This is a genomic window from Microbacterium sp. NPDC089696, from assembly GCF_044749125.1.
Lineage (GTDB): Bacteria > Actinomycetota > Actinomycetes > Actinomycetales > Microbacteriaceae > Microbacterium.
The window spans coordinates 671,659-697,481 of record NZ_JBIVHF010000002.1 but is presented as its reverse complement, the minus strand read 5'-3'; the positions used below and the strand labels follow the sequence as shown (position 1 = coordinate 697,481).

The following is a 25,823-nucleotide window of genomic DNA, read 5'->3' as shown; positions in this document are numbered from 1 at the left end:
GGGGTCAGGCCGTGACCTGACTCCTCCGGTACCGCCGGCTGCTGATCGCGAGCAGCGTGCCTCCGATCAGCGCGGCGACGAGCGACCCGGTGAGCACGCCGATCTTGACGTGCTCGTCGGCGACCGAGGCGCTGCCGAAGGCGAGCTCGCCGATCAGCAGCGACACCGTGAAGCCGATCCCGGCCACGAATGACATCCCGATGAGGTCGAACCAGCGCAGGCTCGGGTCGCGCCGCAGCGCGGGGATGCTCCCGACGCCGAGGGTCGTGAGCAGGATTCCGATGGGCTTGCCGAGCACGAGCCCTGCGACGATGCCGATCGTGATCGGGTCGGCGAACGCCGAGCGCAGACCCTCGGCCCCGCCGATCGCGACGCCGGCCGAGAAGAACGCGAACACGGGGACGGCGAACAGCGTCGCGACCACACCCCAGCGGTCGGCCCAGTGCGGCGCGAGACCCTCGCGCATGCGCTCCTCGCCGCGACCCACGATCACGTGCGCCCGGTCGGTCGGCCGCACGGGAACGGTGAACGCGAGCAGCACACCGGCGACGGTCGCGTGCACCCCCGAGGCGTGCACGAGCGCCCACGTCGCGAGGGCCAGCGGCAGCAGGATCCACCACGACCGGATGCCGCGTTGGGCGGCGAACGCGAAGGCGGCGAGCGGGAGCACGGCCAGACCGAGCCAGATCAGGCTGATGTCGTCGGTGTAGACGGTCGCGATGATGGTGATCGCGATCAGGTCGTCGACCACCGCGAGCGTGAGCAGGAACACCCGAAGGGCCGGCGGGAGGAAGCGTCCGACCACGGCGATGACGGCGACCGCGAAGGCGATGTCGGTCGCGGTGGGGATCGCCCATCCGCGCGCGGCATCCGCTCCGGCTCCGGTCGTGAGCAGCAGGAAGATCAGCGCGGGGACGAGCACGCCGCCCGCGGCGGCCGCGACCGGGAGTGCCGCGGCGCGCGGGTCGCGGAGGCGCCCGGTCGTGAACTCCTCCTTCAGCTCGAGGCCCACGACGAAGAAGAAGATCGCGAGCAGGCCGTCGGCTGCCCACGCACCGACGCTGAGCTCGAGGTGCAGCTCGGGGATGCCGAACGTGAAGTCCCGCACGGCGGTGTACCAGCCGGACGCGGGGCTGTTGGCGAGGATCACGGCGGCGACGGTCGCGGCGAGCAGGAGCACCCCCGCGGTGACGTCGCTGCGGACGGTGGAGCGGATGCCGCGCCACAGCTCATGCGGGGCGAGGGGGAGACGGGGAGACGACGGGGATGACGAAGACATGGGGACCTCACGGTAGGGACGCAGCACGGACACGAGCGCGCGCACCGGTGCCGGTGGCGCGTCAGTGCCCTGGCGGCGGGCAGCCCGCGATCTCGCCGTGGGACAGCGTGCCCCAGACGCTCGTCCACCCGTTCGTCCCCGGGTGCATGACGACCTTCGCCCAGGACGCCATCGGCGTGGCCGACGGCAGTGCTCGCGGGGCGCGAGAGGCGCCGGAGGTCGCGAGGGAGGGCATGCCTCCAGACTATCGGGGCGTCCTGCGAGGGTGCTGGAGTGCGGTCGATCCGCCGTGGGTCAGCGCGAGGTCGGCGGGAGCTTGTCGACGCCGTGCCGCGAGGGTGCGCCCGGTTCGGCGGCCGTGTCGGGGGAGGCATTGCCCTCCCCGGCCGGAGCGTCGGTGCCGGGGTAGTGCGGCTCGTCGATCTCGACGGCCTTGTCGCGCTCCTCGAGCGGGGGCAGGTGGTCCAGGGGCTGCTTGATGTCGTCGGGGTGGCTCATGACGACAGCATCCGCGCCCCCTGTCGCGTCGGCCAGGGGGTTGCACGACTATCGGGCGTGTGCGTCGAATCGATACGATGGAGACCGTCGAGGTTTGTAACCTCTCCTTCCATATTTCTTCTTCCCCTCCCGAGAGCGGTTCGCGTGTCGCACGAGCAGCCCCCGCGGCCCGAGGCGTCGGCCACGCGGTACATCCTCCGCTCGCGCCTGCTGCGCGGCGCGTTCCTGAGCCTCGTGATCTCCGGGATCGGCATGTCGATCACCGCGCCGCAGATCACCCTGTTCCTCGTCGAGGAGCTGCACCTGACCGATTCGCAGGCCGGGCTCTACTTCCTCACGAACCTCGTCGCGCCGATCACGGGCTACATCGTCGGCTCGCTCTCGGACCGCATGGGATCGCGACTGCTGGTGTTCCGCATCTCCGCGGTCGCGGGATTCGTGGGCTGGGCGCTCATGGCCGTCGCGATGCAGGCATGGATGCCGTTCGCGATCAACATGCTGCTGCTGAGCGCCGCCGGCGCCGGGGCGGCGCAGCTGCAGGCCGCCGTGCGCGACGAGCTCAATGCCGCGCCCACCCCGGCCGACAACAGCGTGATCGCGGTCATGCGCACGGCCATGGCCTTCGGGTGGGTCGTCGGCCCGGTGCTCGGCGCCGTGCTCGGTGCGGCGCTCGGTCTGCGCCCGCTGCTGTTCCTCACCGGTCTCAGCATCCTGTTGTCGATCGTGCCGCTCATCGGGGTGCGGACGCCGCCGGTGCGGTCCGGCCGGGCGTCGCCGATCCGTTCGGCGGCCGACGATCCCGCCGAGCTCGGCGCTGCCGAGCCCGTCCGCGTCGAGGCCGTCGGCGCAACGAACGTCGCGATGCGGCGATCGATGGCACCGCTGCTGCTGTTCACCGCGATCTACATCCTCATCATGTGCGGCGAGACGGTGAAGCTCGCGTACCTCCCGCTCTACATGGACAGGACGCTCGGCATGGACGCCGGCCTCCGCGGAGCGGTCATCGGCCTGCAGCCGCTCGTCGAGCTGCCCCTGATGCTGTTCGCCGCGAAGCTCGCCGACCGCTTCGGCGTCACGCGCGTGCTGCTGGGCGGAGCGGCGATGGCGGTCGGCGCGCACGTCGCCTACGCCTCGGCGGATGCTGTCGCGCAACCGATCCTGCTGCTGGTCCTCGGGCAGCTGCTCATGGCCGGGGTGATCGCGACGTTCGGGGTGCTCGGCATCACCGTGGCGCAACGACTGCTCCCCGAGCGCGTGGGCACGGCATCCAGCGTCTTCCTCAGCTCTTACGCGCTCAACGCGGCACTCGGCGGCTTCCTGGGCAGCGTCGGCGCCGCGTGGCTCGGCATGCCGCATCTCTTCTGGATCCCCGCCGGCATCGCGGCACTCGGAGCGGTGTCGCTCGTGGTGCTGAGCGCGGTGGTGCCGCTCGGGACGAAGGGGCGGGGACCGACGGCACCCTGACCCCGCCTAAATGAGTACGATCGTACGCACAATGGTACGATCCCTTCATGATCGATCACTTCGCCGGCGACCCTCGCTCGAACCGTGAGCGGATGCTCGCGGGCGACCTCTACATCGGCGACGACCCCGAGCTCGCCGCACGCAGCGCGCGCGCCGCACGCCTCGCGGACGTCTATCAGCGCCAGACCCTGGCAGGCGACCCCGCCGCACGCGGGTGGCTCGACGATCTGATCGGCGACCTGGGCGCGGAGGTCGTGATCCGCCCGCCTCTGCACGTGGACTACGGCGAGAACATCTCCATCGGGCCTCGGACCTTCATCAACTTCCATCTCACCGCGCTCGACGTCGCGCGCATCACGATCGGCGCCGACTGCCAGATCGGCCCGAACGTGCAACTGCTCACACCCACGCATCCGATCGATCCGCAGCAGCGTCGCGACAAGCTCGAGGCCGCGGAGCCGATCGTGATCGGCGACAACGTGTGGCTCGGCGGGGGAGTGATCGTCTGTCCGGGCGTCACGATCGGCGACAACAGCGTGATCGGGGCGGGCTCGGTCGTGACGCGCGACATCCCCGCGAACGTCGTCGCGGTGGGCAGTCCTGCTCGGGTCGTGCGGTCGATCGAGGCCTCTCGTGTCGGCTGAGGGGCGATCCGGGCGGACCGCGGGTGGCAGCCGCAGCGGGCGCCGGAACGATCCCGAGCGCCGCGATCGCATCATCGCGGCGTGCCTCGACGTGATCGCCGAATCCGGCGTGGCCGGGGCCTCGCATCGTCGCATCGCCGAGGCGGCAGGGGTGCCCCTCGGGTCCATGACCTACCACTTCGACGGCATCGGCGAGCTGCTCCGCGAGGCTTTCACGCTGTTCTCGCAGACGATCAGCGAGCGCTTCGAGCTGCGCATGGCCGCCGCGCGCGATCAGGAGTCCGCGCGAGCCGCCGTGGTCGCGATCATCCAGGAGGACGTGTTCGGCGACGGGCGCGAGCTCGTCCTGTCGCATGAGCTCTACACGCTCGCGGCGCGTGAGCCCGCCTACCGCGCGCTCACCACGGCGTGGATGCGGCGCAGCCGCGCCGCCCTCGAGCGTCACTTCGACCCGGAGACCGCCCGACTGGTCGACGCCATGATCGAGGGGATCTCGATCCATCGGGCGCTCGACGAGGAGCCGCGCGACCCGGGAGAGATCGCCGAGGCGGTCGCGCGCGTCACAGCGTCGCGATAGCCCCGCGTCGCAGGGGTCCGCGGCGCGCGCCCCATCGAGCGCATCCGCAGCGGTGGAAGACTGGTCCTCGCGGGCGGCCTCCCGATGCTTTTCGGGCTCAGGGCTGGACGCCAATAAAATAGTATGTAAAATACTATTTGATTCGGAAACGCGATCGAAGGACGATGATGACCACAGTTCTGTACACGGGCGGCACCGGCCGCATGGGTCGGGTGATCCGCGACGGTCTCGCCGGGCGCTACGACCGCGTCATCCTGTTCTCGCGCCACGCCCCCGAGGAGCCGCTGCACCCGGGGGAGGAGGTCGTCCTCGGCGACCTCGCCGACCTCGACCTCCTGACGGATGCCGCGCAGGGCGTCGACGTCATCGTGCACCTCGGCGGTGTCGCCGACGAGTCGAGCTACGACGACATCCGCTCCTCCAACATCGACGGCACCCAGCACGTGTACGAAGCCGCGCGGCGGGCCGGCGTCGGTCGCGTCGTCTACGCGAGCTCGAACCACGTCGTCGGCTTCCACGAGGCGACCACCGTGCTCGACGAGAGCGCCCCGCTGCGTCCCGACACGTTCTACGGCGTGTCCAAGGCCTTCGGCGAGGCGCTCGCCAGCCTGTACCACGAGAAGTGGGGGATCGAGTCGGTGCTGCTGCGCATCGGCACGTTCCGTCCCGCACCCGAGGACGTGCGCCAGCTCGCGCTGTGGCTCAGTTGGCGCGACGGCATCGAGCTCGTCCGCTGCGCGATCGAGAACGGCCCCGTGGGCTGCCAGATCGTGTACGGATGCTCCGCCAACAGCGACTCGTGGTGGAACGGCGCCGCGGGGTGGGCGGCCATCGGCTACGTCCCCCAGGACGATGCGGCGGACCACGCCGACGGCGTCGACTCCGACGCACCGGCGCCGCGGTTCCACGGCGGCGCCTTCACGGCCGCGGACTACGAGGGAGGCATCTGGTGACCACCGCTTCGACCGGGGACGCGCGCCACGCCGACGTCCTCATCACGACCGCCTTCCTCGCGCCCGGCGACGAGGTCGACATGCTTCTGCGCGACGCGGGATTCACGACCAGGCACGAGCCGGAGCTCGACGCCCTCCCCGCCGAGGAGCGCACCGCGATCCTCGGCGAGGCGCGCGCGATCATCGCCGGCACCCGCCCGCTCGGCGCCGACGACCTGTCCGCCGCCGCGCGCCTGCAGGTCGTGGTGCGCACGGGGGTCGGCTACGACAGCGTCGACGTCGACGCGGCGACCCGTCGCGGCATCCCGGTGTGCATCACCGCGGGCGCCAACCGTCAGGCCGTGGCCGAGCACGTCTTCGCCCTGTTGCTCGCTTCGGCGCGGCGCATCCCCGAGAACGTCCGCAACCTCGCGGACGGACGCTGGAACCAGCTCACCGGACGCGAGCTGCGCGGAGCGACCCTCGGCATCCTCGGGCTCGGCTCGATCGGCAAGGCCGTCGCGACGATCGCCCGCGGCTTCGGGATGCGGATCGCGGCCTACGACCCGTACTTCGACGAGGAGTTCGCCGCCACCCACGGCATCCGCCGCGCGACCCTCGACGAGGTGCTCGCCGACTCGGACTTCGTGACGCTGCACCTGTTCCTCGACGACTCGACACGCGACCTGATCGACGCCGAGCGCCTCGCGCTCATGAAGGACGACGCGATCATCGTCAACACCGCCCGCGGCGGCATCATCGACGAGGACGCACTGGTGGATGCCGTGCAGCGCGGCGTCATCGGCGGCGCGGCGCTCGACGTCTTCGCGCAGGAGCCGCTCCCCGCCGACAGCCCGCTGCTGCGCACGCCCGGCATCCTCGCCACCACGCACGTCGCCGGGGCCACGCGCGAGGCACGCGGAGAATCGGGGCGCATCGCCGCCGCCACCGTGATCGCGGTCCTCGGCGGCGGAGAGCCGCAGTTCGTCGTCAACCCCGACCACCGTGCCCACGTGTCCCCGGAGGTCCCCGCATGATCTCGCTGTACAGCGGCCTGGTGGTGAAGCAGGCGCTCGAGGAGACCGTGATCCCCGCGTACGAGCGCGAGACCGGCGAGACCGTCGTCACCACGTTCGAGCCGACCACGGTGCTGCTCGACCGCATCGCGGCCGGCGAGCGCCCCGATCTCCTGCTGGGGGTGTCGTCGTCGGTGCGCGAGCTCGCGGCGCAGGGCGTGCTCGATCCCGCTCAGGTGACGGACATCGCGGTGTCCGCGGTCGGCTTCGCGCGGCTCCCCGACGGTCCGGCTCCGGTCGACGAGGGCGAGGCCGCGTTCCTCGACTACCTGCGAGCCGCACCGGCCGTCGCCTACACGCTGAGCGGAGCGAGCGGACTGCACTTCATGTCGGTGCTGCGCGAGCGCCGCCTGCTCGACGAGATCGACGAGAGGGCGGTGCGCTTCCCCTCGGGGCTCACGGCCGAGGCCGTGGTCGACGGACGGGCGAGCGTCGCGATCCAGCAGGTGAGCGAGCTGCGGTCGGTCGCCGGCCCCCACGTCGTCGCCCCGCTGCCGCACGCCCTGCAGTCGTACGGACGCTTCGCGATCGGCGTGCGCCGCGAGACGCCCGCGGCGTCGGCGTTCGCCGAGACCCTCGTACGCGCCGACGCCCGTCGTGCGTTCGCCGACATCGGGCTCGCCGCCCCCTGACGCCGGGCGCCCTCCGCCATCCCCGTCATCCGAAAGAAGAAGAACATGAGAAAAGTCATTGTCGACACCGACACGGGCGTCGACGACGCACTGGCCCTGATGCTGCTCGCCGCGGACCCCGAGGTCGAGATCCTCGCCGCGATCAGTGTGTTCGGGAACTGCGAGAGCGAGCGCGCCGCCGACAACGCGCGCTACGTGCTCGACACGGTCGGTCGATCCGATGTGCCCGTGTACCGCGGAGCGTCCGTGCCGCTCGAGCAGGAGCTCCAGCTCAACCCCGGAGTGCACGGCGAGGACGGCTTCGGCAACACCGGACTGCGACCCGCCGTGTCCGTGCCCGCAGAGCCCGACGGCGTGCAGATGCTGCTCGACCTCGTCGACGCGCACGACGGGGAGATCGACTACGTCGCGCTCGGCCCGCAGACCAACCTCGCGCTCGCGCTGCATCGCGAACCCCGGCTGCTGCAGCGACTGCGCAGCGTGACGATCGTCGGCACGCTCGGTCCCGCGCTCTACCACGACACCGAGCCGTGGGCGGATCGTCGGTTCCGCGTCTCCCGCGACCCCAACGTGTCGTTCGACCCCGACGCCACGCAGGAGGTCGCGCGTCACGAGGGCGTCGTCACCTGGTGCGGCCCCTACGTCACGCGCCAGGCGCTGGTGCCCGAGCGCTTCTTCCTCGACATCGCGGAGGAGACGGGCTCGCCCGCCGCGCAGCTGATCACCGCGATCAGCGCCGACTACGCCGGCTTCTACACGCGCTCCTACGAGCGCCCGGACGACGAGCGCATCATGGGCATCAACGACAGCCTCGCCGTGGCGACGCTGCTGCGTCCCGAGCTCGTGGCCGCCTCCGTGCAACGTCCGCTGCAGACGTTCGAGGATCCGGCCACCGGCGATCGCTACCTCGCCGGAGTGCATCCGGTGCGCGGCGAGACCAGGCCACTGCACCGCGTCGTCGTCGATATGGACTTCGACGGCGTCCTCGACCTGATCGGGGAGACGCTGCGTCGCCCCGTCCCCTGGAACTGACCACCCCTCCGAACGACCCGAACACCCGATACCCGACCACCCCACTCTCACGGGGTAGAGCGAAGGAGCTCGAATGAGTACTGACGAAGCAGTGACGACGACCGCACCCCAGCAGCTGAAGGGCAAGGCGAGCAAGACCGAGCGCCGCAACCTCCGCGCCCTGAGCTGGGGCCACGCGCTCGAATGGTACGACTGGGCGATCTTCGGGTTGCTGTCCGTCTACCTGGGAGCCGCGTTCTTCCCCTCGGACAACCCCCTGGCGTCGACCTTGAACGCCCTTGCGGTCTTCGCGGTCGGGTTCGTCGCCCGTCCGCTCGGCGGCGTGGTGTTCGGATTCGTGGCCGACCGGTTCGGCCGACGCAAGATCATGATCTTCGCGATCGGCGCCGTGGCCCTGGGCAGCTTCATCATCGGCGTGCTCCCGGACTACGCCACGATCGGCGTCGCCGCGCCCATCATCGTGGTGGCCGCACGCCTCCTGCAGGGCCTCTCCGCGGGCGTCGAGGCGCCGCTCGGCACCGCGTACGCGCTCGAGCTGGTGCCCAACCGCCCGGGGTACGTGGCCGGGTTCTTCGCGTTCTTCAACAACCTCGGCAACCTGCTGGCGCCGCTGTCGATCTTCTTCATCAGCTCGCTGCTCGGCCCTGCCGTCCTCGCCGCGTGGGGCTGGCGCATCCCGTTCCTGGTCGGCGGCGTCTTCGGCCTGCTCGTCCTGTGGCTGCGCCGCACGCTGCCCGAGACGATGAACACCGAGGCGATCCGCACGGTCGGCGCCGTGCCGACCTCCGAGAACTCCGTGTGGCGCGACGTGCGCAAGTACTGGCTGAGCGTGCTCGCGGCGATCTTCATCGTCGGCGCGATCCAGGCGTACAACTACACGTGGATCGCGGGCCTCCCGAACCTCGCGAACGGCACGTTCGGCGAGGACCCCACCGCGGTCTTCGCGATCACCACCGGCATGGGCATCTTCCTCACGCTCGGGGCTCTGGGCCTCAGCCGCATCCTCGATCGGTTCCCGATGTCGCGCTGGTTCGTCGTCGCCCGACTGCTGGCCATCCCGACGATCTTCCTCGCGCTGCTGTACTCGCAGCCCGGCGTCGGGACGCTCGCCGGGGTGATGTTCGGCGGAGCGATCGTGCTCCTCCTCAACATGACGATCTTCGTCGTCGTGTCGAACTCCCTCCTGCCGCAGCACATCCGCGGCACGGCTCTCGGACTCGGCTACGGCCTCGGCGTCGCGATCTTCGGCGGCACGGCGTCGTATCTGCTGCTGTGGCTGCAGAGCCTCGGCCTGATGTGGGTCTTCCCGATCTACATCGCGACCCTGTGCGCGATCAGCGTGGTGCTGTACGTGCTCGCGAAGCGCCGCAACGGCCTCTTCGTCGGGAAGTGACGCCCTGATGGACCTCTGGCGCGAGATCGTCGGTTGGGCGGGCAGCGCCCTCCTGATCACATCGCTGATGCAGCCGACGATCTCGCGCCTGCGGTGGGTGAACCTCGGCGCATCCACGCTCCTCATGGCGTACAACCTGCTGCTCGGCAGCGCCCCCATGGTCGCGCTCAACGTCACGCTGATCGTGATCAACTGCGTCTACCTGTTCCGGGCGAGGCGCGCGGCGCGCGCAGCATCCGAGCCCGTTGTCGCATCCGCCCCCGACCCTGCATCCGCCCCCGACCCCACGGAAGTACCCGACCGGCATCCGAGCCGCGCGGACAGAGAGAAAGCACGCACATGGAACGACTGATCATCGACACCGACCCCGGGATCGACGACGCGGGAGCGCTGTTCTGGGCGCTCGCCTCCGACGCCTTCCAGATCGAGGCGCTGACCACGGTCTTCGGGAACGTCCCCGTCGAGACCGCGACGATCAACGCACGCAAGATCGCGACCCTCGCCGGTCGCCCCGACCTCCCGATCTGGAGCGGCGCCGCGCGACCCCTCGTCGGCGAGCCGCACTTCGCGGAGCACATCCACCGCCCCGGCGGAGTCGGCTACTGGGAGTACCCCGACCCGGATCCCGATGCGGTCGTCCCCTCCGACGCCGTGCTGCGGATGATCGACACGGTCATGTCGTCGCCCGGGGAGATCACGATCATGGCGCTCGCGCCGCTCACGAACGTCGCGCTGGCGATCAAACTGGAGCCGCGGTTCGCGCAGTCGGTGCGTCGCATCATCTACATGGGCGGAGCCGCCCTCACGTGGGGCAACGTGACCCCGGTCGCGAGCGCGAACATCTACAACGACCCCGAGGCCGCGGAGATCGTCGTGAAGTCGGGCGCCCCGCTCACGCAGGTCGGCCTCGACGTGTCGCGGAGCTTCGCGCTCAGCCCCGCCCACATCGCGACGCTCTGGGAGTCGGAGTCGCCCATGGGCCGCGCGCTGTGCGAGATGATCGGCTACCCGGATCGCCACGACGACCCCGACGAGATGCCCGAGTGGAAGACCGAGGGCATGCACCTCAACGACGTGCCGTGCGTCGCCTACGCCCTGAACCCCGACTGGTTCACGGTGCGCCGGCTGCGCGTCGACATCGAGCTGCACGGCGAGCACACCCGCGGGCAGACCGTCGTGCAGATGATCGACCGCTGGAAGGGCGAGCCGAACGTCGACGTGCTGTTCGACATCGACGCCGCGGCCGTCGCCGACGCGCTGACGGCGGCGGTCACGGCGCACCGCTGACGGACGGATGCCGAAGGGGCGGGTGAGGATTCCTCACCCGCCCCTTCGTGTGTGCGGATCAGTCGGCGGGTCGCAGGGCCTCGGCCTCGGCCGCGGTGAGCGGTCGGGTCGGCATGCCGCGCAGCAGCAGGAACAGCTTCGCGGTCTCCTCGAGTTCTTCGAGCGCGTCCATCGCCGCCGACAGCGAGGCGCCGGCGACGACGGGGCCGTGGTTCCGCAGCAGCAAGGCGGTGTGCGTGCGCGCGGCCGCCTCGGCGATGCCCTCGAGCGCATCGTCGCCCGGCGCGTGGTACGGCAGCAGCGGCAGACGTCCCACGCGCATCGCGAAGTAGGCCGTGAGGGGCGGGAGCGCATCGGTCTCGTCGAGGTCGCGCAGGCACGACACGGCGGCGGCGTGCGTGGAGTGCGTGTGCACGACGGCCCGTGCGGAGGGGCGTGCGCGCAGCACGGCCGCATGCAGGAAGGCCTCCTTCGACGGACGGGGCCCCGCGAGGTGCGCTCCGGAGGCGTCGATCAGCGACAGGTCGTCCTCCGTCACGGTGCCGAGGCTCGACCCGGTCGGGGTCACGAGGATGCCGTCGCCGGTGCGCAGCGACACGTTGCCCGTGCTGCCGTGCGTGAGCCCGCGGTCGAACAGCGACCGAGCGGCGCGGATCACCGCGGTGCGCTCCGCGCTCATGCGGGAGCCTCCGCGTTCTCCGACGGGTCAGCCGACGCCGTCACGAGCAGATCGGGCTCGCCGAAGTTGCCCGATTTGAGGAGCAGGCGGATGCCGTCGGCGGCATGGATCCACGGCACGCCGCGGGCGGCCTCCACGCCGATCTCCCCGGCATCCACGCCGAGCGCGGCCACCACGGCCCCCGAGGTCTCCCCGCCGGCCGTCACGAAGCGGGCGACGCCGCGCTCGCGCAGACCCTGCGCCACGAACGACAGCGCCGATTCGAGGATCGCGGCCGACTCCGCGACGCCCAGCAGCTCCTGCACGCGGTGCAGCTGCTCCGGGGGGAGGGAGGCGTAGACGAGCGGGGCGCCGTCGGCCCCGGAGTCCGAGGTCGACTCGAGGCCGTCGTACCAGGCCAGTGCCGCGGCGGCGAGACGCGCGGGGTCCTGCTCCCGGAGGGCGTCGAGCCGGAACGCGGGACGCCCGGCGTCGAGCATCGCGTCGATCTGCTCGAGCGTGCGCCGCGAACAGGAGCCCGCGAGGACGACGGCGCGGCCCGCGGCGGACGGCGGGGTCGGCGCCGCGGCGGCGTCACCGCGCTGCTCCGCCACGACGCGGGCCAGCGCGCCGGCGAACCCGGCCGCGCCTCCCCACAGCGCATCGTCCGCGGAGGCACGAGCGATCGCGACGAGGTCGTCGTCCGTGACGGCGTCGGGCAGCACGTAGTGGACAGCGCCGGCGAGACCGGAGATCGCGTCCTGCACGGCCTCGGGTCCGCGGCGCACGACGTCGAGGGGCACCGCGGCGCTCGCGGGCGCGGGGAGCTGTCCGTCGAGCAGACGCACCAGATCGGAGTCGCGCATGGGGGTGAGCGGGTGGTCGCGCATCGGCGATTCCGCGAGGGGCGTGCCGTGCACGAGGAGCTGTCCGGCCTCGACCGTGCGTCCGTGCTCGGGAGAGCTCGGCGTGGTCACGACCCGATCCGCGCCCACGAGGGCGGCGAGGGCATCGAGCACCGGGCCGATGTTGCCCTCGGCCGTGGAGTCGAAGGTCGAGCAGTACTTCAGGTAGAGCTGCGTCGCGCCGGCCGCGAGGAGCGCCTCGGCGGCCGAGAGCGACTGCGCCACGGCATCCGCCGCGGGGATCGTGCGGGTCTTGAGCGCCACGACCGCGACGTCCCACGACGCGTCGATCGCGCCGGGGGAGGGTTCGCCGAAGACGATCCCCGTGCGCAGGCCCTGCCGTCGGCACGCGACGGCCACATCGGTGCCGCCGGTGACGTCGTCGGCGATGATGCCGATCATCGGTCTCCCTCCCGCGGAGTCAGCCGGTCGCGCAGGGCGACGGCGGAGCTGGCGGGGCCGGACACCACGGGGAGCTCCACGGCCGCGCTCAGAGCGGGGCCCGCCGGGGCGAGGGAGTACTGGGCGAGGAAGATCGCGTCCACATCAGCGGCGAGGGGTCGACACGCGTCGATGAGCGCGGTCACGAGGGCCCCGGAGTCCTGTGCCTTCGTCGCGGCCATCGCCGCGGGCACGGCGACGCCCGCGACGGTCGTGTCCGCGCCCGAGCGCGCGAGAGCCTCACGCAGTCGGGCGACCGAGTCGTCCTTCGCGCCCTCGAACGAGGCGACGACGAGCACGTGGCGGTAGCCGGCATCCGCGATCTCGGCGAAGGCGGCCTCGTCGGGCGCCAGCACGGGGGCGTCGCGCTGGAGGTCGGCGACCACCGGGCCGTACAGGGAGCACGTGAGCAGCACGCCGTCTGCTCCTTCGGCGAGCGCATGGTCGATCAGGCGCGTCATGCGTGCGCGGAGCGCGTCGTCCAGGCCGCCGCGCTCGTCGGCGTCGCGGAGCAGTCGGTCGTCGAGGATGTTCCACACCTCGGCGTCGGGGTAGAGCTCGTCGAGTGCGGCCGTGGCCGGGCCGATCGCGGCCGTGACGGCGCTGATGAGAGCGATGCGCGGGGGAGTGGTCATGCGGGGAGGCCCTTCATCCAGTCGAGGCCGCTCACGGTGTCGGTGAGCGGCTGGTACTCGCAGCCGATCCAGCCGTCGTAGCCGGACTCGGCGATGGTCGCGAAGATCCGATCGAAGGCGATCTCGCCGGTCCCGGGCTCGTGGCGCCCCGGAGGATCGGCGATCTGGATGTGCGCGATCCGCCCGCGGTGCGCGAGGTAGGTCGTGATGAGATCGCCCTCGTCGATCTGCGCGTGGTAGAAGTCCATGAGCAGTCCGACGGCGTCGCGGCCCACCGCGTCGACCACCGCGGCGGCCTGAGCCTGCGTGTCGAGCACGAAGCCCGGGGCGTCGCGCTTGTTCTGCGGTTCCAGGAGCAGCCGGACACCGGTGCCTCTGGCCTGCTCCGCCGCCCAGCCGATGTTGTCCTGGTACAGCGCGAACGCGCGGTCGCGCTCCACGCCGTCGGGCACGATGCCGGCCACGACGTGCAGGAACGGGGCGCCGAGCGCCGTCGCGTACCGCAGCCCCTCGAGCACGCCCTCGCGGAACGCCGCCTCCGCGCCGGGCACGCACGCGAGACCCTGACGCGTCGGAGACCCCGCCGGGCCCATGGGCGTGTTGATCAGCACCTGCGCGAGGCCCGACTGCCGGAGCAGGTCGGCGAGGCGCTCCGGTGCGTGGGCGTACGGCGCGGGGTATTCCACGCCGCGGAACCCGGCGCGGGCCGCGGCGTCGAACCGCTCCTCGAAGGGATGCTCCGTGAACAGCCACTTGAGGTTGGCGTCGAATCGCAGGGCGGTCATTGTCTCTCCTCGGCAGGGGCGGACCGGGGCGGCCCGCCCGGGGTCAGCGGATGCTCCGGTCGGCCTCGCCGCGCACGCCGTCCGCGAAGAAGCCGATCCGGGCCGACTGCGGAGCGAGGCGCACGGCCTCCCCCGCGTCGAGTCCCAGTGCCACGTCGTGGCCGGGGACCAGCACCCCGTCGGTGTCGCGGATCAGCGAGCGCAGGCGATCGACGCTCGCGCGGCTGGCGTCGGCATCCATGGTCGAGTCGACCTGCAGCGTGTTGAGCTCGAACACGTTCTTCACGGCGTCTCCCGCGAACACGTGGGAACGGTCGGCGGCCTCGACGTGGAAGGCGAGGTGGCCGGGCGTGTGGCCGGGGCTCGCGATCGTCGTGATGCCGGGAAGCACCTCCTGGCCGTCGCTCATCCGCTCCACCCCCTCGCGACGGCGGCGCAGCTCCTGCACGTGCAGGTCCGGCACGAACGGCGTGCCGGCGGGCTGCGTCTCCGCCCAGGCGAGCTCCTCCTCGCCGACCCAGGTCGTGGCGTTCGGGTACATCGTGAAGTTGCCGACGTGGTCCCAGTGCAGATGCGTCACGAGGACGTCGGTGATGTCGGCGGTGGTCAGGCCGAGTGCGGCTAGACCGTCGTGGATCAGGGGGATGTACGCGGGCGGACCCGCATCGACGAGCACTCGGCGGTCGGCGTCCTGGAGCAACCACAGGCTGCTCCAGCCGAAGGCCCCGTGCGAGGCGGATTTGCCCGGGAAGCCGTCGACGAGGGTGTGCAGCGAGTACATGGGTCGATTCTCTCCCTTCGAGCGGGGGAGCCGTGCTGTCGTCGTCGAAGCTCTCCGCAATCAATAGTATCGACAATACTATTGTATTTGGGTGGAGAGGGCGAGAAGGAGGAAGCCAGCACATGGCGGCCGCCGCTCGGGGGCCCGCGGGATGCGGCAGGTCGTGGTCAGGGGTCGAGCAGGCGACCCGCTGCACCGTCGATGTGCTCGCGCATCCGCTCGCGCGTGCCCTCGACGTCGTGGGCGCGGATCGCGTCGAGGATCGCGCGGTGCTCGGGTGCCGCCCACTTCGCGCCGGTGCGTCCCAGCTTGGAGAAGAGGCGGAAGCGCTGGATCTGACCCGCCAGGGTGTCGTATGCGGTCGCGAGGAAGGGGTTGCCCGCGTGCGCGGCGATCAGGCGGTGGAAGCGGTCGTCGGAGCGCCAGTAGATCCGGAAGCCCTCGGTCTCGCGGTCGGCGTGGTCGATCGACGACTCGAAGTCCGTCACGGTCTCTTCGAGGCTCGCGACGAACGCGTCGGTCGCGCGGGCGGTGGCCTCCGCCGCGAGGTGCGGCTCGATGAGCAGACGCGCGTCGCGCAGCTGGCGCACCTCGGTGAGGCTCATCATCGGGGCCACGCGATAGCCGCGCAGCGCCTCGCGGTGCACGAGACCGGTGTGCTCGAGCCGCGCGAGCGCTTCGCGCAGCGGCGTCGGGCTGACGTTGAGCTCACGCGAGAGGGCGCCGATGTTCAGGGGCTCGCCGGCTCCGCGGATGCCGTCCATGAACTGCCCGAGCAGGACCTCGTACATCTGGTCCGCGACGGGCGTGCGTGCACCGCTCTCTGCCACCATTGCCTCCTCCGGGGCGCGCGGCCCACGACCCATTCTGACCCATGGCGGCGTCGCGGCCGTGGAGCGGAGCGTGGGGAACTGCTCGGGTGAGGCCGGGGGAGGCGGGTCCTCACGCTCCGATCGCGCGCATCAGAGCGTCGTCCTCGGTGCCGCTGAACTCCACGACGCGGTCGTGCGCGATGCGGTACATGCCGAACTCGGCGACGTTCACGTGCCGACGCGTCGGGGCGATGCCGCGATACACGCCGGTGTGCGTCCCGCTCCCGCGGAGGTGGGCGGCGATGCGGTCGTCCTCCACGACGAGCTGGATGCGCCGCCATCGCCAATCCGGGAAACCGTGGAACAGGTCGGCCACGTCGTCGATCCAGGCGTCGGCGCCGGCGGGCAGGTGGGCTCGTCGCACTCGAGGGTCGAGGAGCTCACGCACGGCGTCGAGATCGTGCCGGTTACAGGCGTCGAGATAGTCCTCGAACCACCCGCGCAGCTCCCACGTCTCCGTCATCCTCCGATCCTCGCATCCCACCGATAGTTGCACTTTTGCAACCAATAGATGTATAGTTGACACTTATCAACTTTCTAGACGGAGCTCTCCTACAGTGACAACCCCCTCATCCACCTCCGCCGAGACCACGCGCTCGGCCCGCGAGGTCTTCACCGCGATCTCGGGACTCGTCGTCGGCATGTTCGTCGCCGTGCTCTCGGGCACCGTCGTGTCGACCTCGATGCCCGTCATCATCGCCGACCTGGGCGGCACCCAGTCCCAGTACACCTGGGTCATCACCGCGAGCCTGCTGGCCACCGCGGTCAGCACCCCCATCTGGGGCAAGCTCGCCGACCTCGTCGACCGCAAGATCCTCGTGCAGATCTCGCTCATCCTGTTCACGGTCGGCACCGTGATCGCCGGCTTCTCGACCGACACGAACATGCTCATCGCGGTCCGCGTGATCCAGGGCATCGGCGTCGGCGGGCTCATGTCGCTCGTCATGATCGCGGTCGCGCTGATCATCTCCCCGCGCGAGCGCGGCAAGTACATGGGCGTCGTCGGCGGCATCATGGCCCTCGGCACGATCGGCGGCCCACTGCTCGGCGGACTCCTCACCGACGTGTGGGGCTGGCGCTCGAACTTCTTCGTGGGCGTGCCCTTCGCGATCCTCGCGCTCGTGCTCCTCCAGTTCACGCTGCACCTGCCGAAGCCGCAGCGCGACACCAAGGTGTCGATCGACTACTTCGGCATCGTGCTGCTCGCCGTCGGCGTCTCGACCCTGCTCATCTGGGTCTCGATGGGCGGCAGCCAGTTCGACTGGGACTCCTCGACCAGCATCATGCTCGCCGTCATCGCGGGCGTCGCGCTCGCCGCCTTCATCACGGTCGAGTTCTTCGTGAAGGAACCCATCGTCCCGATGTCGCTGTTCCGGAACCGCACGTTCACGCTCTCGGTCATCGCCTCGATCGCGATCGGCGTCTCGATGTTCGCGACCTCGGTCTTCCTCGCGCAGTACTTCCAGCTCGCCCGCGGCGCCACGCCCACCGAGTCCGGTCTGATGACCATCCCGATGATCATCGGCCAGATGGGTGCGTCGATCGTGATCGGCCAGCTCGTGAGCCGCTTCGGCAAGTGGAAGGGCTGGATGCTGACCGGCTCGCTGCTCACCACGGTCGGCGTGAGCCTCATGGCCACGCTCCGCTACGACACCCCGTTCGGCCTCGTCGCGACGTACATGTTCGTGCTCGGCGCCGGCCTCGGCATGGTCATGCAGAACCTCACGCTCATCGTGCAGAACGACACCGCGCCGCAGCAGCTGGGCGCCGCCTCGTCGAACGTCAACTTCTTCCGCACGATCGCCGGCACCATCGGTGTCACGATCATGGGATCGCTGCTGTCGACGAGCGTCGCCACGTACGTGAAGGACGGACTCGAGGGCTTCGCGCCCACCACGCAGGACGAGATCGACGCGCTGCAGCACCTCGGCTCGGGTGACGTGCCCAAGGTGGGACAGCTGCCCGACAGCATCCGCGCGATCGTCGAGGGCGCCTATGGCCACGGCATCGCCGACGCGTTCATCATCGCGATCCCGCTCGCGGTCATCGCGGTCATCGCGATCGCGTTCATCCGCAACAAGCCGCTGTCGACGAAGAACGCCGCAGAGCAGATGCGCGACCAGGTCGAGGAGTCCGTGATCGAGGTCTCCGAGGCCGAGGTCGGCGCCTCCACGGGCGTCATCCGGATCTCGGGCCTCGAGTCCGGGTCCCCGGCCCCCACGACCTCGCCGGTGACCGTGCTGGAGCGCGAGGACCGGGAGTCGAAGGGCTGACATGAGCGCCCCGGACGCCCTGGCCGCCCCCGAGGTGGAGGCCGCGATCGGCGACCTCCAGACGCATCTGAACCTCATCTTCGCGAGGACTCGGACGCTCTGGAGGGAGTCCGCGGCTCGCATCGCCCCCGACCTGCAGGTGGGCGGCTACAAGCTGCTCACCTTCATCGATCGGGCGGGGACGGCCAGTGCCCACGAGCTCGCGGAGCGGTTCGAGATGGACAAGTCCGTCATCAGCCGTCAGGTGCGGATGCTCGAGGAGCTGGGGCTGCTGGAGTCCCGGCCGGACGAGCGGGACGGTCGGCTGCGCGTGCTCAGCGCCACGCCGACCGCCCGCGCGGCTCTCGCCGAGCTGCGTCGCGATCACAGTCTGAGGCTCCACGCGGTGATGGCCGAGCTGTCGCCCGAGGAGGTCCGCGCGGCGTCGAAGGTGTTCCGGCTGCTGTCCGAGGTGTGACGCACGGGGACTCGTGCTCGTCACGGGATGCCTCCGAGTGCCGTGACCACGGATCTCCGGACCTGCCGCTTCGCCGTATGCTGGCGACCATGAGCGCCGCCGACGACCCCGCCGACCTCGACGACGCGGTGCATCGCGTCGAGCACGAGCTCGGACGCCTGTTCGCCCGCATCCGGGTGGGCTGGCGCGAGGCGGCGATCACGGTGCACCCCGACCTGCAGCCGCTCGGCTACCAGGTGCTCACCTCGATCGCCTCGGGCAAGGCGACCTCGGCCGGGGCCATCATCGACCGCCTGCAGACCGATAAGTCCGCCGTGAGTCGTCATGTGCGTCAGCTCGAGCAGCTCGGTCTCGTCGAGAGCGTCCCGGACCCCGACGACCGCCGTGCCCGCGTGCTCGTCGCGACGCCCCTCGCGCAGGAACGGATCGCGATCGCCCGGTCGCGCTACGAGGCCAGGCTCGGGGAACGGGTGCGCGGATGGTCGGAGGAGGACCTCGACCGCTTCGTCAGCCTCCTCGGCGACCTGACCGGAGGATGACCGCCGCCGGATCTCGGACGACCCGAGAAACGCACCAGCCCCCGCGGGAATACACCGTGCGCTGCCGGGCTTGGCCCTCTTCGTGAGTCTTTTCGAGCCCGCCGCCTTCGGCGCCCTTGCCCTGTCCAATCGCGTCGTCATGGCGCCCCTGACCCGCACCCGCGCGGACGACGACGGTGTGCCGACCGAGACCATGGCCGAGTACTACCGCCAGCGCGCCGGACAGGGTCTGATCATCACGGAGGGGACGTGGCCCGCGGCCGAGGGCAAGTCGTATCCCGGACAGCCCGGCATCGTCACGCCGGCGCAGATCGAGGGCTGGCGTCGGATCGCGGAGGCCGTGCACGAGGCCGGCGGCACGATCGTGATGCAGCTCATGCACGGTGGTCGTGTCGGCCACCCGGAGATCTCGGGCGAGCCGCGGGTCGTCGGGCCGAGCGCGCTCGCCGCGCCGGGCGAGACGCACACGCCGGTCGGGAAGGCGCAGATGCCGGTCGCGCACGCGTTGACCCTCGACGAGATCCCGATGGTCGTCGAGCAGTTCGCGCGGGCCGCCCGCAACGCGATCGCGGCCGGTCTCGACGGCGTCGAGGTGCACGGTGCGAACGGCTATCTCGTGCACGAGTTCCTGTCGCCGGTGTCGAACATCCGCGACGACCGGTACGGAGGGTCGCCCGAGAACCGTGCCCGCTTCGCGATCGAGGTGACGCGCGCGGTCGCCGCCGCGGTGGGGGCCGACCGCACCGGAATCCGCCTGTCGCCGCAGCACAACATCCAGGGCGTGCTCGAGGAGGACGACGCCGACGCCCGCGCCACCTACCTCGCCGTCGCCGAGGGACTCGCGCTCGACCTCGCGTTCGTCGACGTGCTGGCCGCCGACCCGACGACGGAGCTCGTGCAGAGCATCCGTCGCACGGCCGGTGCGCCCTTCATCGTGAACACCGGGTTCTCGGTGCCGACGACGTTCGCTGCCGCGGAGGAGCTCGTGACCGGCGGATGGGCGGATGCCGTCGCCGCCGGCCGCCCCGTGATCGCGAACCCCGACCTCGTCACCCGCTGGCACGCGGAGGCCGAGCTCAACGAGCCGCGCCCCGCCCTGTTCTACGGACGCACCGCCGAGGGCTACACGGACTATCCGGCCCTCGACGGTGCGGGCGTGATCAGCTGAACAGCACGATCGTGTAGGCGGCGAACAGCACCAGGTGCGTGGCGCCGTGGGTCGCGGTCACGCGTTTCGCGGAGAACGTGGTGACCGAGAGCAGCAGCGTCGCGCCGAGCATGAGCAGGTTCGCGGGGGATTCGGCGAGGATCACGGTCTGGCCGGTGAGCATGCCGATCACGAGCACCGCGGGGATCGTGAGGCCGACCGTCGACACGAGCGCACCATGGCAGAGGTTGTTCACGCGCTGCGCCTCGCCCGCGAGAGCGGCCCGCACCGAGGTGATGGACTCCGGGAGGAAGACGATCGCGGCGATGAGCACGCCGGCCAGGGCGGAAGGGGCCCCGAGGCGTCCGAGACCGTCGTCGAGCAGCGCCGCCATGTCGTGCGAGAGGAGCACGATGGGCAGCACCGTCACGACGAGGAGCACGAGCCGGACGAGGACCTCGATGCGATGGGCGGCGATCGTCTCGCGGATCCCGGCCTGCGCCGCATCGTTCGCGGCGTCGGCCGCTGCGAGCGTCGTCGCCCGGACCTCGGTGAAGTCCTCGGCCTGTGCGCCCATCTGCCGGGTCAGGAAGAACGCGTAGATCCCGAGCGTGAGGACCACGATCGGGATCTCCTGTCCGAGCGTGTACGCACCGTCGTCGCCGATGAGCGCCGGGAGGCCGAAGGCCAGAGTGACGAGCAGCACGAGCATCGCGAGGTAGGCGGACGTGCCGGTGCGGTTGTGCTGCAGGCCGCGGTGGCGGAGACCGCCGAGGAGCAGCGAGAGCCCGATGACGAGGTTGAGGATGATCATCGCGACCGCCATGACGGAGTCGCGGGCGATGGTCGCGTGCTCGCCCGGCCCGAGCATGACGGCGGAGATGAGGATGACCTCGATCAGCACGATCGACAGCGTCAGCACGAGCGAGCCATACGGGTCGCCGAGCCGGTGCGCGAGTGCTTCGGCCTGCTTCACGACGCCGAACGCGCAGACGAGGATCACGCCGACGATGGCGACGAGTCCGATCACGAGGATCGGCGCGGGGGCGGGGGCTTCGAGCAGCGGATGCGCGAGCAGCAGGGCGCCGAACGCTCCCCAGCCCAGCGCGATGCGAGCGACATCCGAGGGGCGGATCAGATCGACGATCCGGGTGGTGGGACGGGTACGGGTGCGTGCGGCGTGCGACATGGTCGCGCTCCTTCGAAGTGGGGCCGTCCCCGACTGAGGATGACGAGCGGGTCGTCCCGGTCGTCGCGCGGTGCCGTTGCACCGACTCTCACATCACGGACTCCAGGATAGGCGACGAAGTGGAACAACACCTGAGCATGGTCGCGGGCGGACGGTACGACGCCAGACGGCGATACGTGCAGAATTCCGATACATCGCTAGCGTGGGGGGATGCCGTTCCCGCTTCCCGCCGCCCCTCCGGGGACACTCGTCGCGGGGTGGGGTGACTACGGGCGGCTCCTCCGGATCGCTGCGGAGGCTCAGCTCCGGATGCTCGTGCGTCAGCCATCGTTGGGCTGGCTCACGCTCGCGCTGATCGTCGTGCTGGTCGTCGAGGCCTTCTGGTTGGCCGACCTCACGGGCTCGCGAGCACCGCTCGTCGTGATCCCGTCCGTGGTGGTCGGCGGCGGCGTCGTGTTCCTCCTCGGGCACACGGCGTACCGCGTGATCGATCCGCGCAGGCTGGTGCTGCTCTCCCCGACACGGGGCTCGGTGGTGGACCTGCGGTTCAGCCCGGATTCTCGTATCGAGCCGAGCAACCACACACGTCTGCGGGGCGACGCCTCGGCGCCGGCTCTCCGCGCGACGATAGCGGCGTGGGCGCGATCCTCTCCGATCGCTCGCTCGACGTTCCGTGCCCAGAACGCGAAAGTGGCGGCGCTGTACGCGTCCCACGTGCCGGAGCTCGTCGTCGGCGATGCCGACGTACTCGGTCGCGTGGAGTTGATCTTCCCCGGCGCCGGCCCGTCGCACGACCCGCGCCCGCCGGGTTCGCTCGACACGTGATGCCTCCGGTCGCGTGCCCTCATCCGGCACGCGGCCGCGCAGCTCGGTCAGGTCGTGCATCCGGGAGGCTGAGTCGTGGCGCTCTCCATCGTCGGGCCGGGTCCCACCACGCAGGTCCACGGACTTCGGGCACGCCGTCCGCCATCCGGATCTCCCACCCTGAGGACCCCAGGCTGCGATGATGCCACCAGCACAGCGGCACGCCGTTGTCGGTGTGCGTCGGCCCGCCGCGGGCGTGCTCGGTGACGTGATGGATCTCGCACCAGGACGCGGGGACGTGGCATCCCGGGATGAGGCACTCCCTGTCACGGGCGACGATGGCTCGACGCTGATGCACCGTGAAGACCCGGTCGGTGCTGCTGATTCCGATGATGCGCCCCTCATCGAGGATCACGCGCTGCATGGTGCCGCCGCAGCCGACGTGCGCGGCCACGCTGACCGGAACCTGATCCCACGCGCCGGGAACGTGCGCGCGCCCGGTGCCCGCCGCGAGATCCGCCGCGTCGACCGTGACGACGAGTGTCGGGGCGGCGCCTCCGAGACTGGGCATGTCGCGGTGGCGGGCGGCGATGCCGAGAGCGGCGGCGAGCGCATCGTGACGCTTCTGCGCCGCTGTGCGGCTGTCGATCACCTGCCGCGGGTCGTCGTTGTAGGGGTCGTGCTCCGAGGCGGCCGCGCCGCTCGAAACTGACGCGTCACGGGAAGCGCCGCCGTGCTCGTCGTCAGCGCTCCCGACGCCGGCGGTCGGCACGAAGCGCACGCCCGGAGCCGATGGGCCGTCGCCCTTGGGATTGTTCAGCGCATCGAAGATCAGCTCGAGCTGCGCAGCCACTTCGGGCGTCAGAGATCCCGCGATGGGCCGAAGCCCGTCGCGAAGGCGCCCGACCGTGATGCCGCGTCGCCGCGCGGAGTCGTCGGACGGTTCGTCGCCGTCGGGGTCGAGCACGGCGACTAGCGCCTCGGCCAGAAGCCGCAGGTACTCGGGCAGAGGCGCCGGACCACGGGTCGCATGGTCGTCGGTCGCTCGGGTGTCGGCATCCGGCTCGGCGGCTGGTTCGATGTCGGCGTCACGATCGAGGTCCGCATCGCGCGGTCCGCGCGCCGCGTCGGCGAGGCATTGGTCGACCGCGAGTCGATCGTCGAGCCCGATCCGGTACGCGACCTTCTCTATGGGCGTGATCGCGGCCAGCACGCCGGCGATTCCGACTGCGCCGTCGACCAACGTGTCGCGCAGCGCAGGCCAGCGCGCCGGCAGTCTCTCGCCCGAGACGATGCTGACGTCGCGACGGACGGCGTCGACGACCTTGTTGAGGCGCGCCGCGCCGGCGGAATCGACCAGAAGCGCGCGTCGGAGCAGTTCGTTCTCGCTGCGGCAGCCGGCGGAGTGGGCGAACTCGGCGTCACCGGTTGCGACCGTCTCGACGATCACCGCCTCGATCCGCCGTAGCGCGGCGCCCGCCGTCGCCAATGCCTTGACGCGTTCGCGTGCGGGGAGCGCCGCGAGCGAGCCATCACCGAGCACTCGATCGAGGTCGGCGACGACCTGATCGAGCAGCAGCGTGGTTGTGGAAGGCATGACCCCATTCCACTCGGGGCCACCGACATTCCTGACTCCGGATCGCGCTCTTTCTCCCTGTTCAGAGGGATATTCCGATACTCCTGCGCGAAGTGCGGGAGCCCCTGCATATCGCGAGAAAGCGGACCCCCAGGCCCACCCCCAGGCCCACCCCAGGCCCACCCAGGCCCACCCGAACCCCGCGCGCGTCTCCCACGGCATCCGCTCTGTCAACCCTCTGTCCTGCGCACGCATCGCCTCGGAGTCTGGCTGTCCCGCCATACGCGACGACACGACACGCATTCACCCATACGAGACGCACACGAGGAGAACCCATCATGAAGGCACTCACCTGGCAGGGCACGCGCACCGTGACGGTCGAGGAGGTGCCCGATCCGGTGATCCAGCATCCGACCGATGCGATCATCCGGGTCACGTCCTCGGCGATCTGCGGATCCGACCTGCACCTGTACGAGCTCCTCGGGCCGTTCCTCGATCGCGGCGACATCCTCGGACACGAGCCGATGGGCGTGGTCGTCGAGGTGGGCGGCGAGGTCGCGAACCTCGCGGTCGGCGACCGTGTCGTCGTCCCGTTCACGATCTCGTGCGGACACTGCTTCTTCTGCCGTCAGGGCCTGCAGTCGCAATGCGAGACGACCCAGGTGCGCGAGTACGGCAGCGGCGCGACCCTGTTCGGCTACACGAAGCTCTACGGACAGGTGCCGGGCGGGCAGGCGGAGTACCTCCGGGTCCCGCTGGCCGACTACAACCACATCAAGGTCGCGTCCGACCTGCCCGACGAGCGCTACCTGTTCCTCAGCGACATCCTCCCGACGGCCTGGCAGGGCGTCGAGTACGCGAACGTCCCCGACGGCGGCACTCTCGCGGTGATGGGTCTCGGACCCGTCGGCCAGTTCGTCTCGCGGATCGGCCTGCATCGCGGCTACCGCGTCCTGGCGGTCGATCCGGTCGCGGAGCGTCGCGAGATGGCTGCCCGGCACGGCGTGGAGACGTTCGACCTCTCCGACGACGTCGTCAGCGAGCTGCGTGATCTCACCGAGGGGAGGGGAGCGGATGCCGTCGTCGACGCGGTGGGCATGGAGGCGCACGGCAATCCGGGGGTCGGCGTCGTGCAGAAGGCCGTGGGGCTGCTGCCCGATGCGCTGGCCCAGAAGATGATGGACAAGGCCGGAATCGACCGACTCGCCGCCCTGCATGCGTCGATCGACGTCGCCCGCCGCGGCGGCACGGTGTCGCTCAGCGGCGTGTACGCGGGCGACGCCGACCTCATGCCCATGAAGACCATGTTCGACAAGCAGCTCAGTCTGCGCATGGGCCAGTGCAACGTGAAGCGGTGGATCGACGACCTGATGCCGCTCGTCGAGGATCTCAGCGACCCTCTGGGCGTCATGGACCTCATGACGCACGACGCACCGCTCGAGGATGCGCCGGAGCTCTACGAGACCTTCCAGCGCAAGGACGACGGCTGCATCAAGGTGGTGCTCCGCCCCTCCGCGAGATAGCCGAGCCGGTGCAGCGTCTCGGCATTCCGCCACCGCAGCAGGGGAGTGGTCACGAGACCGGGCAGCAGCGTCGCCGGACCGTTCACCGGTTCCTCGTCGATGCGCACCATGCATCCGCTGCCGTACGACCGCACCCGGATCGTGACCCGCGCCTCGCCGATCGGCCACCCCTTCGCGCGCATCACCATCCGCCGCGGCGGATCCCAGTCCTCCACGACCGTCGTGTCGTCGAGCAGCGCGGGCCAGACTCCCACGGAGTGGTGCAGCTCGGCGCCCGGACGCGGCCAGGTCTCGTCGACGTCGCGCATGCGCGACGCTCCGACCACCCATCCCGGATATAGCCAGCCGTCGCCGAGTACTGCGAACACGTCCTCGGGCCGACAGTCCAGGGTGCGAACGTTCTTCGCCATGTCATCCACCTCTC

Annotated in this window: 29 protein-coding genes; 16 read left to right on the top strand and 13 right to left on the bottom strand. The window is 70.8% G+C overall.

All coding sequences use genetic code 11. The features are described from left to right. Window positions 1-4: 4 nt before the first annotated feature. The 3 genes from nhaA to ACIPY8_RS13795 all read right to left on the bottom strand — a co-directional run bounded on the left by nhaA (window position 5) and on the right by ACIPY8_RS13795 (window position 1,777). Window positions 5-1,279 (bottom strand): Na+/H+ antiporter NhaA, encoded by a 1,275-nt coding sequence (nhaA, locus tag ACIPY8_RS13805; RefSeq protein ID WP_400819174.1) that lies wholly within the window; start codon window positions 1,277-1,279, stop codon window positions 5-7. Window positions 1,280-1,340: 61 nt separating this feature from the next. Then, window positions 1,341-1,514 carry a hypothetical protein gene (locus tag ACIPY8_RS13800; RefSeq protein ID WP_400819171.1) on the bottom strand — a complete coding sequence of 58 codons (174 nt, stop codon included), beginning with the start codon at window positions 1,512-1,514 and terminating at the stop codon, window positions 1,341-1,343. Between the two features lie 59 nt (window positions 1,515-1,573). Next, window positions 1,574-1,777, bottom strand: a complete 204-nt coding sequence (locus tag ACIPY8_RS13795) for a hypothetical protein (RefSeq protein ID WP_400819168.1) — start codon at window positions 1,775-1,777, stop codon at window positions 1,574-1,576. Between ACIPY8_RS13795 and ACIPY8_RS13790 the strand changes: the two genes are divergently transcribed. From ACIPY8_RS13790 to ACIPY8_RS13745, 10 genes are all read left to right on the top strand, one after another. Continuing rightward, a complete protein-coding gene (locus tag ACIPY8_RS13790) occupies window positions 1,688-3,241 on the top strand; it encodes an MFS transporter (RefSeq protein WP_400819165.1) in 1,554 nt (517 codons plus the stop codon). The two genes, ACIPY8_RS13795 and ACIPY8_RS13790, sit on opposite strands and share 90 nt — an antisense overlap. A gap of 47 nt (window positions 3,242-3,288) precedes the next feature. Continuing rightward, window positions 3,289-3,885 (top strand): sugar O-acetyltransferase, encoded by a 597-nt coding sequence (locus tag ACIPY8_RS13785; RefSeq protein ID WP_400819162.1) that lies wholly within the window; start codon window positions 3,289-3,291, stop codon window positions 3,883-3,885. After that, the gene (locus ACIPY8_RS13780; RefSeq protein ID WP_400819160.1) at window positions 3,875-4,462 is read left to right on the top strand and encodes a TetR/AcrR family transcriptional regulator; all 588 of its coding nucleotides are present in this window, start codon (window positions 3,875-3,877) and stop codon (window positions 4,460-4,462) included. Before ACIPY8_RS13785 ends, ACIPY8_RS13780 begins: the two co-directional genes overlap by 11 nt. Window positions 4,463-4,629: 167 nt before the next feature. Next, the gene (locus ACIPY8_RS13775) at window positions 4,630-5,415 is read left to right on the top strand and encodes an NAD-dependent epimerase/dehydratase family protein (protein ID WP_400819158.1); all 786 of its coding nucleotides are present in this window, start codon (window positions 4,630-4,632) and stop codon (window positions 5,413-5,415) included. Then, window positions 5,412-6,431 carry a phosphoglycerate dehydrogenase gene (locus ACIPY8_RS13770; RefSeq protein ID WP_400819155.1) on the top strand — a complete coding sequence of 340 codons (1,020 nt, stop codon included), beginning with the start codon at window positions 5,412-5,414 and terminating at the stop codon, window positions 6,429-6,431. Before ACIPY8_RS13775 ends, ACIPY8_RS13770 begins: the two co-directional genes overlap by 4 nt. Next, window positions 6,428-7,102: a substrate-binding domain-containing protein gene (locus ACIPY8_RS13765; protein ID WP_400819153.1), complete on the top strand. Its 675-nt coding sequence runs from the start codon at window positions 6,428-6,430 to the stop codon at window positions 7,100-7,102. Before ACIPY8_RS13770 ends, ACIPY8_RS13765 begins: the two co-directional genes overlap by 4 nt. 45 nt (window positions 7,103-7,147) lie before the next feature. Then, window positions 7,148-8,134 (top strand): nucleoside hydrolase, encoded by a 987-nt coding sequence (locus ACIPY8_RS13760; RefSeq protein ID WP_400819150.1) that lies wholly within the window; start codon window positions 7,148-7,150, stop codon window positions 8,132-8,134. Between the two features lie 73 nt (window positions 8,135-8,207). After that, entirely contained in the window at window positions 8,208-9,527 is a 1,320-nt protein-coding gene (locus ACIPY8_RS13755; protein WP_400819148.1) for an MFS transporter, read from the top strand. Window positions 9,528-9,534: 7 nt separating this feature from the next. Then, window positions 9,535-9,879, top strand: a complete 345-nt coding sequence (locus ACIPY8_RS13750; RefSeq protein WP_400819146.1) for a hypothetical protein — start codon at window positions 9,535-9,537, stop codon at window positions 9,877-9,879. After that, window positions 9,867-10,814, top strand: coding sequence for a nucleoside hydrolase (locus tag ACIPY8_RS13745; RefSeq protein WP_400819144.1), 948 nt, complete (start codon window positions 9,867-9,869; stop codon window positions 10,812-10,814). Before ACIPY8_RS13750 ends, ACIPY8_RS13745 begins: the two co-directional genes overlap by 13 nt. 58 nt (window positions 10,815-10,872) lie before the next feature. Here the strand turns inward: ACIPY8_RS13745 and otnC are convergent, their stop codons facing one another. The 7 genes from otnC to ACIPY8_RS13710 form a co-directional block, all read right to left on the bottom strand. After that, complete coding sequence (gene otnC, locus ACIPY8_RS13740) at window positions 10,873-11,493, bottom strand: 3-oxo-tetronate 4-phosphate decarboxylase (RefSeq protein ID WP_400819141.1); 621 nt, start codon at window positions 11,491-11,493, stop codon at window positions 10,873-10,875. Next, complete coding sequence (gene otnK, locus ACIPY8_RS13735; RefSeq protein WP_400819138.1) at window positions 11,490-12,779, bottom strand: 3-oxo-tetronate kinase; 1,290 nt, start codon at window positions 12,777-12,779, stop codon at window positions 11,490-11,492. The genes otnC and otnK overlap by 4 nt, the downstream gene beginning before the upstream one ends. Next, complete coding sequence (locus tag ACIPY8_RS13730) at window positions 12,776-13,453, bottom strand: aspartate/glutamate racemase family protein (RefSeq protein WP_400819136.1); 678 nt, start codon at window positions 13,451-13,453, stop codon at window positions 12,776-12,778. The genes otnK and ACIPY8_RS13730 overlap by 4 nt, the downstream gene beginning before the upstream one ends. Continuing rightward, window positions 13,450-14,238: a hydroxypyruvate isomerase family protein gene (locus tag ACIPY8_RS13725; RefSeq protein WP_400819134.1), complete on the bottom strand. Its 789-nt coding sequence runs from the start codon at window positions 14,236-14,238 to the stop codon at window positions 13,450-13,452. Before ACIPY8_RS13725 ends, ACIPY8_RS13730 begins: the two co-directional genes overlap by 4 nt. A 43-nt stretch (window positions 14,239-14,281) precedes the next feature. Then, window positions 14,282-15,019, bottom strand: a complete 738-nt coding sequence (locus ACIPY8_RS13720) for an MBL fold metallo-hydrolase (protein WP_400819132.1) — start codon at window positions 15,017-15,019, stop codon at window positions 14,282-14,284. A gap of 167 nt (window positions 15,020-15,186) precedes the next feature. Beyond that, entirely contained in the window at window positions 15,187-15,849 is a 663-nt protein-coding gene (locus ACIPY8_RS13715) for a GntR family transcriptional regulator (protein WP_400819129.1), read from the bottom strand. A gap of 112 nt (window positions 15,850-15,961) precedes the next feature. Then, window positions 15,962-16,354, bottom strand: coding sequence for an ester cyclase (locus ACIPY8_RS13710; RefSeq protein WP_400819126.1), 393 nt, complete (start codon window positions 16,352-16,354; stop codon window positions 15,962-15,964). 94 nt (window positions 16,355-16,448) lie between these two features. On the opposite strand from ACIPY8_RS13710, the gene ACIPY8_RS13705 reads away from it, so the two are divergent. The 4 genes from ACIPY8_RS13705 (at window position 16,449) to ACIPY8_RS13690 (ending at window position 20,328) form a co-directional block, all read left to right on the top strand. After that, window positions 16,449-18,164, top strand: coding sequence for a DHA2 family efflux MFS transporter permease subunit (locus ACIPY8_RS13705; protein ID WP_400819123.1), 1,716 nt, complete (start codon window positions 16,449-16,451; stop codon window positions 18,162-18,164). 1 nt (window position 18,165) lies between these two features. After that, a complete protein-coding gene (locus tag ACIPY8_RS13700) occupies window positions 18,166-18,621 on the top strand; it encodes a MarR family winged helix-turn-helix transcriptional regulator (RefSeq protein ID WP_400819121.1) in 456 nt (151 codons plus the stop codon). Between the two features lie 89 nt (window positions 18,622-18,710). Continuing rightward, the gene (locus tag ACIPY8_RS13695) at window positions 18,711-19,160 is read left to right on the top strand and encodes a MarR family winged helix-turn-helix transcriptional regulator (RefSeq protein WP_400819118.1); all 450 of its coding nucleotides are present in this window, start codon (window positions 18,711-18,713) and stop codon (window positions 19,158-19,160) included. Window positions 19,161-19,242: 82 nt separating this feature from the next. Next, complete coding sequence (locus tag ACIPY8_RS13690) at window positions 19,243-20,328, top strand: alkene reductase (protein WP_400819116.1); 1,086 nt, start codon at window positions 19,243-19,245, stop codon at window positions 20,326-20,328. On the opposite strand, the gene ACIPY8_RS13685 is transcribed toward ACIPY8_RS13690, so the two are convergent. Continuing rightward, the gene (locus ACIPY8_RS13685) at window positions 20,321-21,496 is read right to left on the bottom strand and encodes a calcium:proton antiporter (RefSeq protein ID WP_400819114.1); all 1,176 of its coding nucleotides are present in this window, start codon (window positions 21,494-21,496) and stop codon (window positions 20,321-20,323) included. The genes ACIPY8_RS13690 and ACIPY8_RS13685 overlap by 8 nt on opposite strands. Before the next feature lie 210 nt (window positions 21,497-21,706). Here ACIPY8_RS13685 and ACIPY8_RS13680 point away from each other — a divergent pair, with 210 nt between their 5' ends. Beyond that, the gene (locus ACIPY8_RS13680; RefSeq protein ID WP_400819111.1) at window positions 21,707-22,321 is read left to right on the top strand and encodes a hypothetical protein; all 615 of its coding nucleotides are present in this window, start codon (window positions 21,707-21,709) and stop codon (window positions 22,319-22,321) included. Between the two features lie 19 nt (window positions 22,322-22,340). Here the strand turns inward: ACIPY8_RS13680 and ACIPY8_RS13675 are convergent, their stop codons facing one another. Next, window positions 22,341-23,897, bottom strand: coding sequence for a DUF222 domain-containing protein (locus tag ACIPY8_RS13675; protein WP_400819109.1), 1,557 nt, complete (start codon window positions 23,895-23,897; stop codon window positions 22,341-22,343). A 317-nt stretch (window positions 23,898-24,214) separates the two neighbouring features. Here ACIPY8_RS13675 and ACIPY8_RS13670 point away from each other — a divergent pair, with 317 nt between their 5' ends. Then, complete coding sequence (locus ACIPY8_RS13670) at window positions 24,215-25,399, top strand: alcohol dehydrogenase catalytic domain-containing protein (RefSeq protein ID WP_400819106.1); 1,185 nt, start codon at window positions 24,215-24,217, stop codon at window positions 25,397-25,399. Here ACIPY8_RS13670 and ACIPY8_RS13665 read toward each other — a convergent pair. Further along, entirely contained in the window at window positions 25,333-25,809 is a 477-nt protein-coding gene (locus ACIPY8_RS13665; protein ID WP_400819103.1) for an SRPBCC family protein, read from the bottom strand. The two genes, ACIPY8_RS13670 and ACIPY8_RS13665, sit on opposite strands and share 67 nt — an antisense overlap. Window positions 25,810-25,823: the final 14 nt, after the last annotated feature.

Coding starts and splice junctions, on each gene's coding strand:
- nhaA (WP_400819174.1), bottom strand. CDS start 1,279: ATGTCTTCGTCATCCCCGTCGTCTCCCCGTCTCCCCCTCGCCCCGCAT.
- ACIPY8_RS13800 (WP_400819171.1), bottom strand. CDS start 1,514: ATGCCCTCCCTCGCGACCTCCGGCGCCTCTCGCGCCCCGCGAGCACTG.
- ACIPY8_RS13795 (WP_400819168.1), bottom strand. CDS start 1,777: ATGAGCCACCCCGACGACATCAAGCAGCCCCTGGACCACCTGCCCCCG.
- ACIPY8_RS13785 (WP_400819162.1), top strand. CDS start 3,289: ATGATCGATCACTTCGCCGGCGACCCTCGCTCGAACCGTGAGCGGATG.
- ACIPY8_RS13775 (WP_400819158.1), top strand. CDS start 4,630: ATGACCACAGTTCTGTACACGGGCGGCACCGGCCGCATGGGTCGGGTG.
- ACIPY8_RS13765 (WP_400819153.1), top strand. CDS start 6,428: ATGATCTCGCTGTACAGCGGCCTGGTGGTGAAGCAGGCGCTCGAGGAG.
- ACIPY8_RS13760 (WP_400819150.1), top strand. CDS start 7,148: ATGAGAAAAGTCATTGTCGACACCGACACGGGCGTCGACGACGCACTG.
- ACIPY8_RS13755 (WP_400819148.1), top strand. CDS start 8,208: ATGAGTACTGACGAAGCAGTGACGACGACCGCACCCCAGCAGCTGAAG.
- ACIPY8_RS13750 (WP_400819146.1), top strand. CDS start 9,535: ATGGACCTCTGGCGCGAGATCGTCGGTTGGGCGGGCAGCGCCCTCCTG.
- ACIPY8_RS13745 (WP_400819144.1), top strand. CDS start 9,867: ATGGAACGACTGATCATCGACACCGACCCCGGGATCGACGACGCGGGA.
- otnC (WP_400819141.1), bottom strand. CDS start 11,493: ATGAGCGCGGAGCGCACCGCGGTGATCCGCGCCGCTCGGTCGCTGTTC.
- otnK (WP_400819138.1), bottom strand. CDS start 12,779: ATGATCGGCATCATCGCCGACGACGTCACCGGCGGCACCGATGTGGCC.
- ACIPY8_RS13730 (WP_400819136.1), bottom strand. CDS start 13,453: ATGACCACTCCCCCGCGCATCGCTCTCATCAGCGCCGTCACGGCCGCG.
- ACIPY8_RS13725 (WP_400819134.1), bottom strand. CDS start 14,238: ATGACCGCCCTGCGATTCGACGCCAACCTCAAGTGGCTGTTCACGGAG.
- ACIPY8_RS13720 (WP_400819132.1), bottom strand. CDS start 15,019: ATGTACTCGCTGCACACCCTCGTCGACGGCTTCCCGGGCAAATCCGCC.
- ACIPY8_RS13710 (WP_400819126.1), bottom strand. CDS start 16,354: ATGACGGAGACGTGGGAGCTGCGCGGGTGGTTCGAGGACTATCTCGAC.
- ACIPY8_RS13700 (WP_400819121.1), top strand. CDS start 18,166: ATGAGCGCCCCGGACGCCCTGGCCGCCCCCGAGGTGGAGGCCGCGATC.
- ACIPY8_RS13695 (WP_400819118.1), top strand. CDS start 18,711: ATGAGCGCCGCCGACGACCCCGCCGACCTCGACGACGCGGTGCATCGC.
- ACIPY8_RS13685 (WP_400819114.1), bottom strand. CDS start 21,496: ATGTCGCACGCCGCACGCACCCGTACCCGTCCCACCACCCGGATCGTC.
- ACIPY8_RS13680 (WP_400819111.1), top strand. CDS start 21,707: ATGCCGTTCCCGCTTCCCGCCGCCCCTCCGGGGACACTCGTCGCGGGG.
- ACIPY8_RS13675 (WP_400819109.1), bottom strand. CDS start 23,897: ATGCCTTCCACAACCACGCTGCTGCTCGATCAGGTCGTCGCCGACCTC.
- ACIPY8_RS13670 (WP_400819106.1), top strand. CDS start 24,215: ATGAAGGCACTCACCTGGCAGGGCACGCGCACCGTGACGGTCGAGGAG.
- ACIPY8_RS13665 (WP_400819103.1), bottom strand. CDS start 25,809: ATGGCGAAGAACGTTCGCACCCTGGACTGTCGGCCCGAGGACGTGTTC.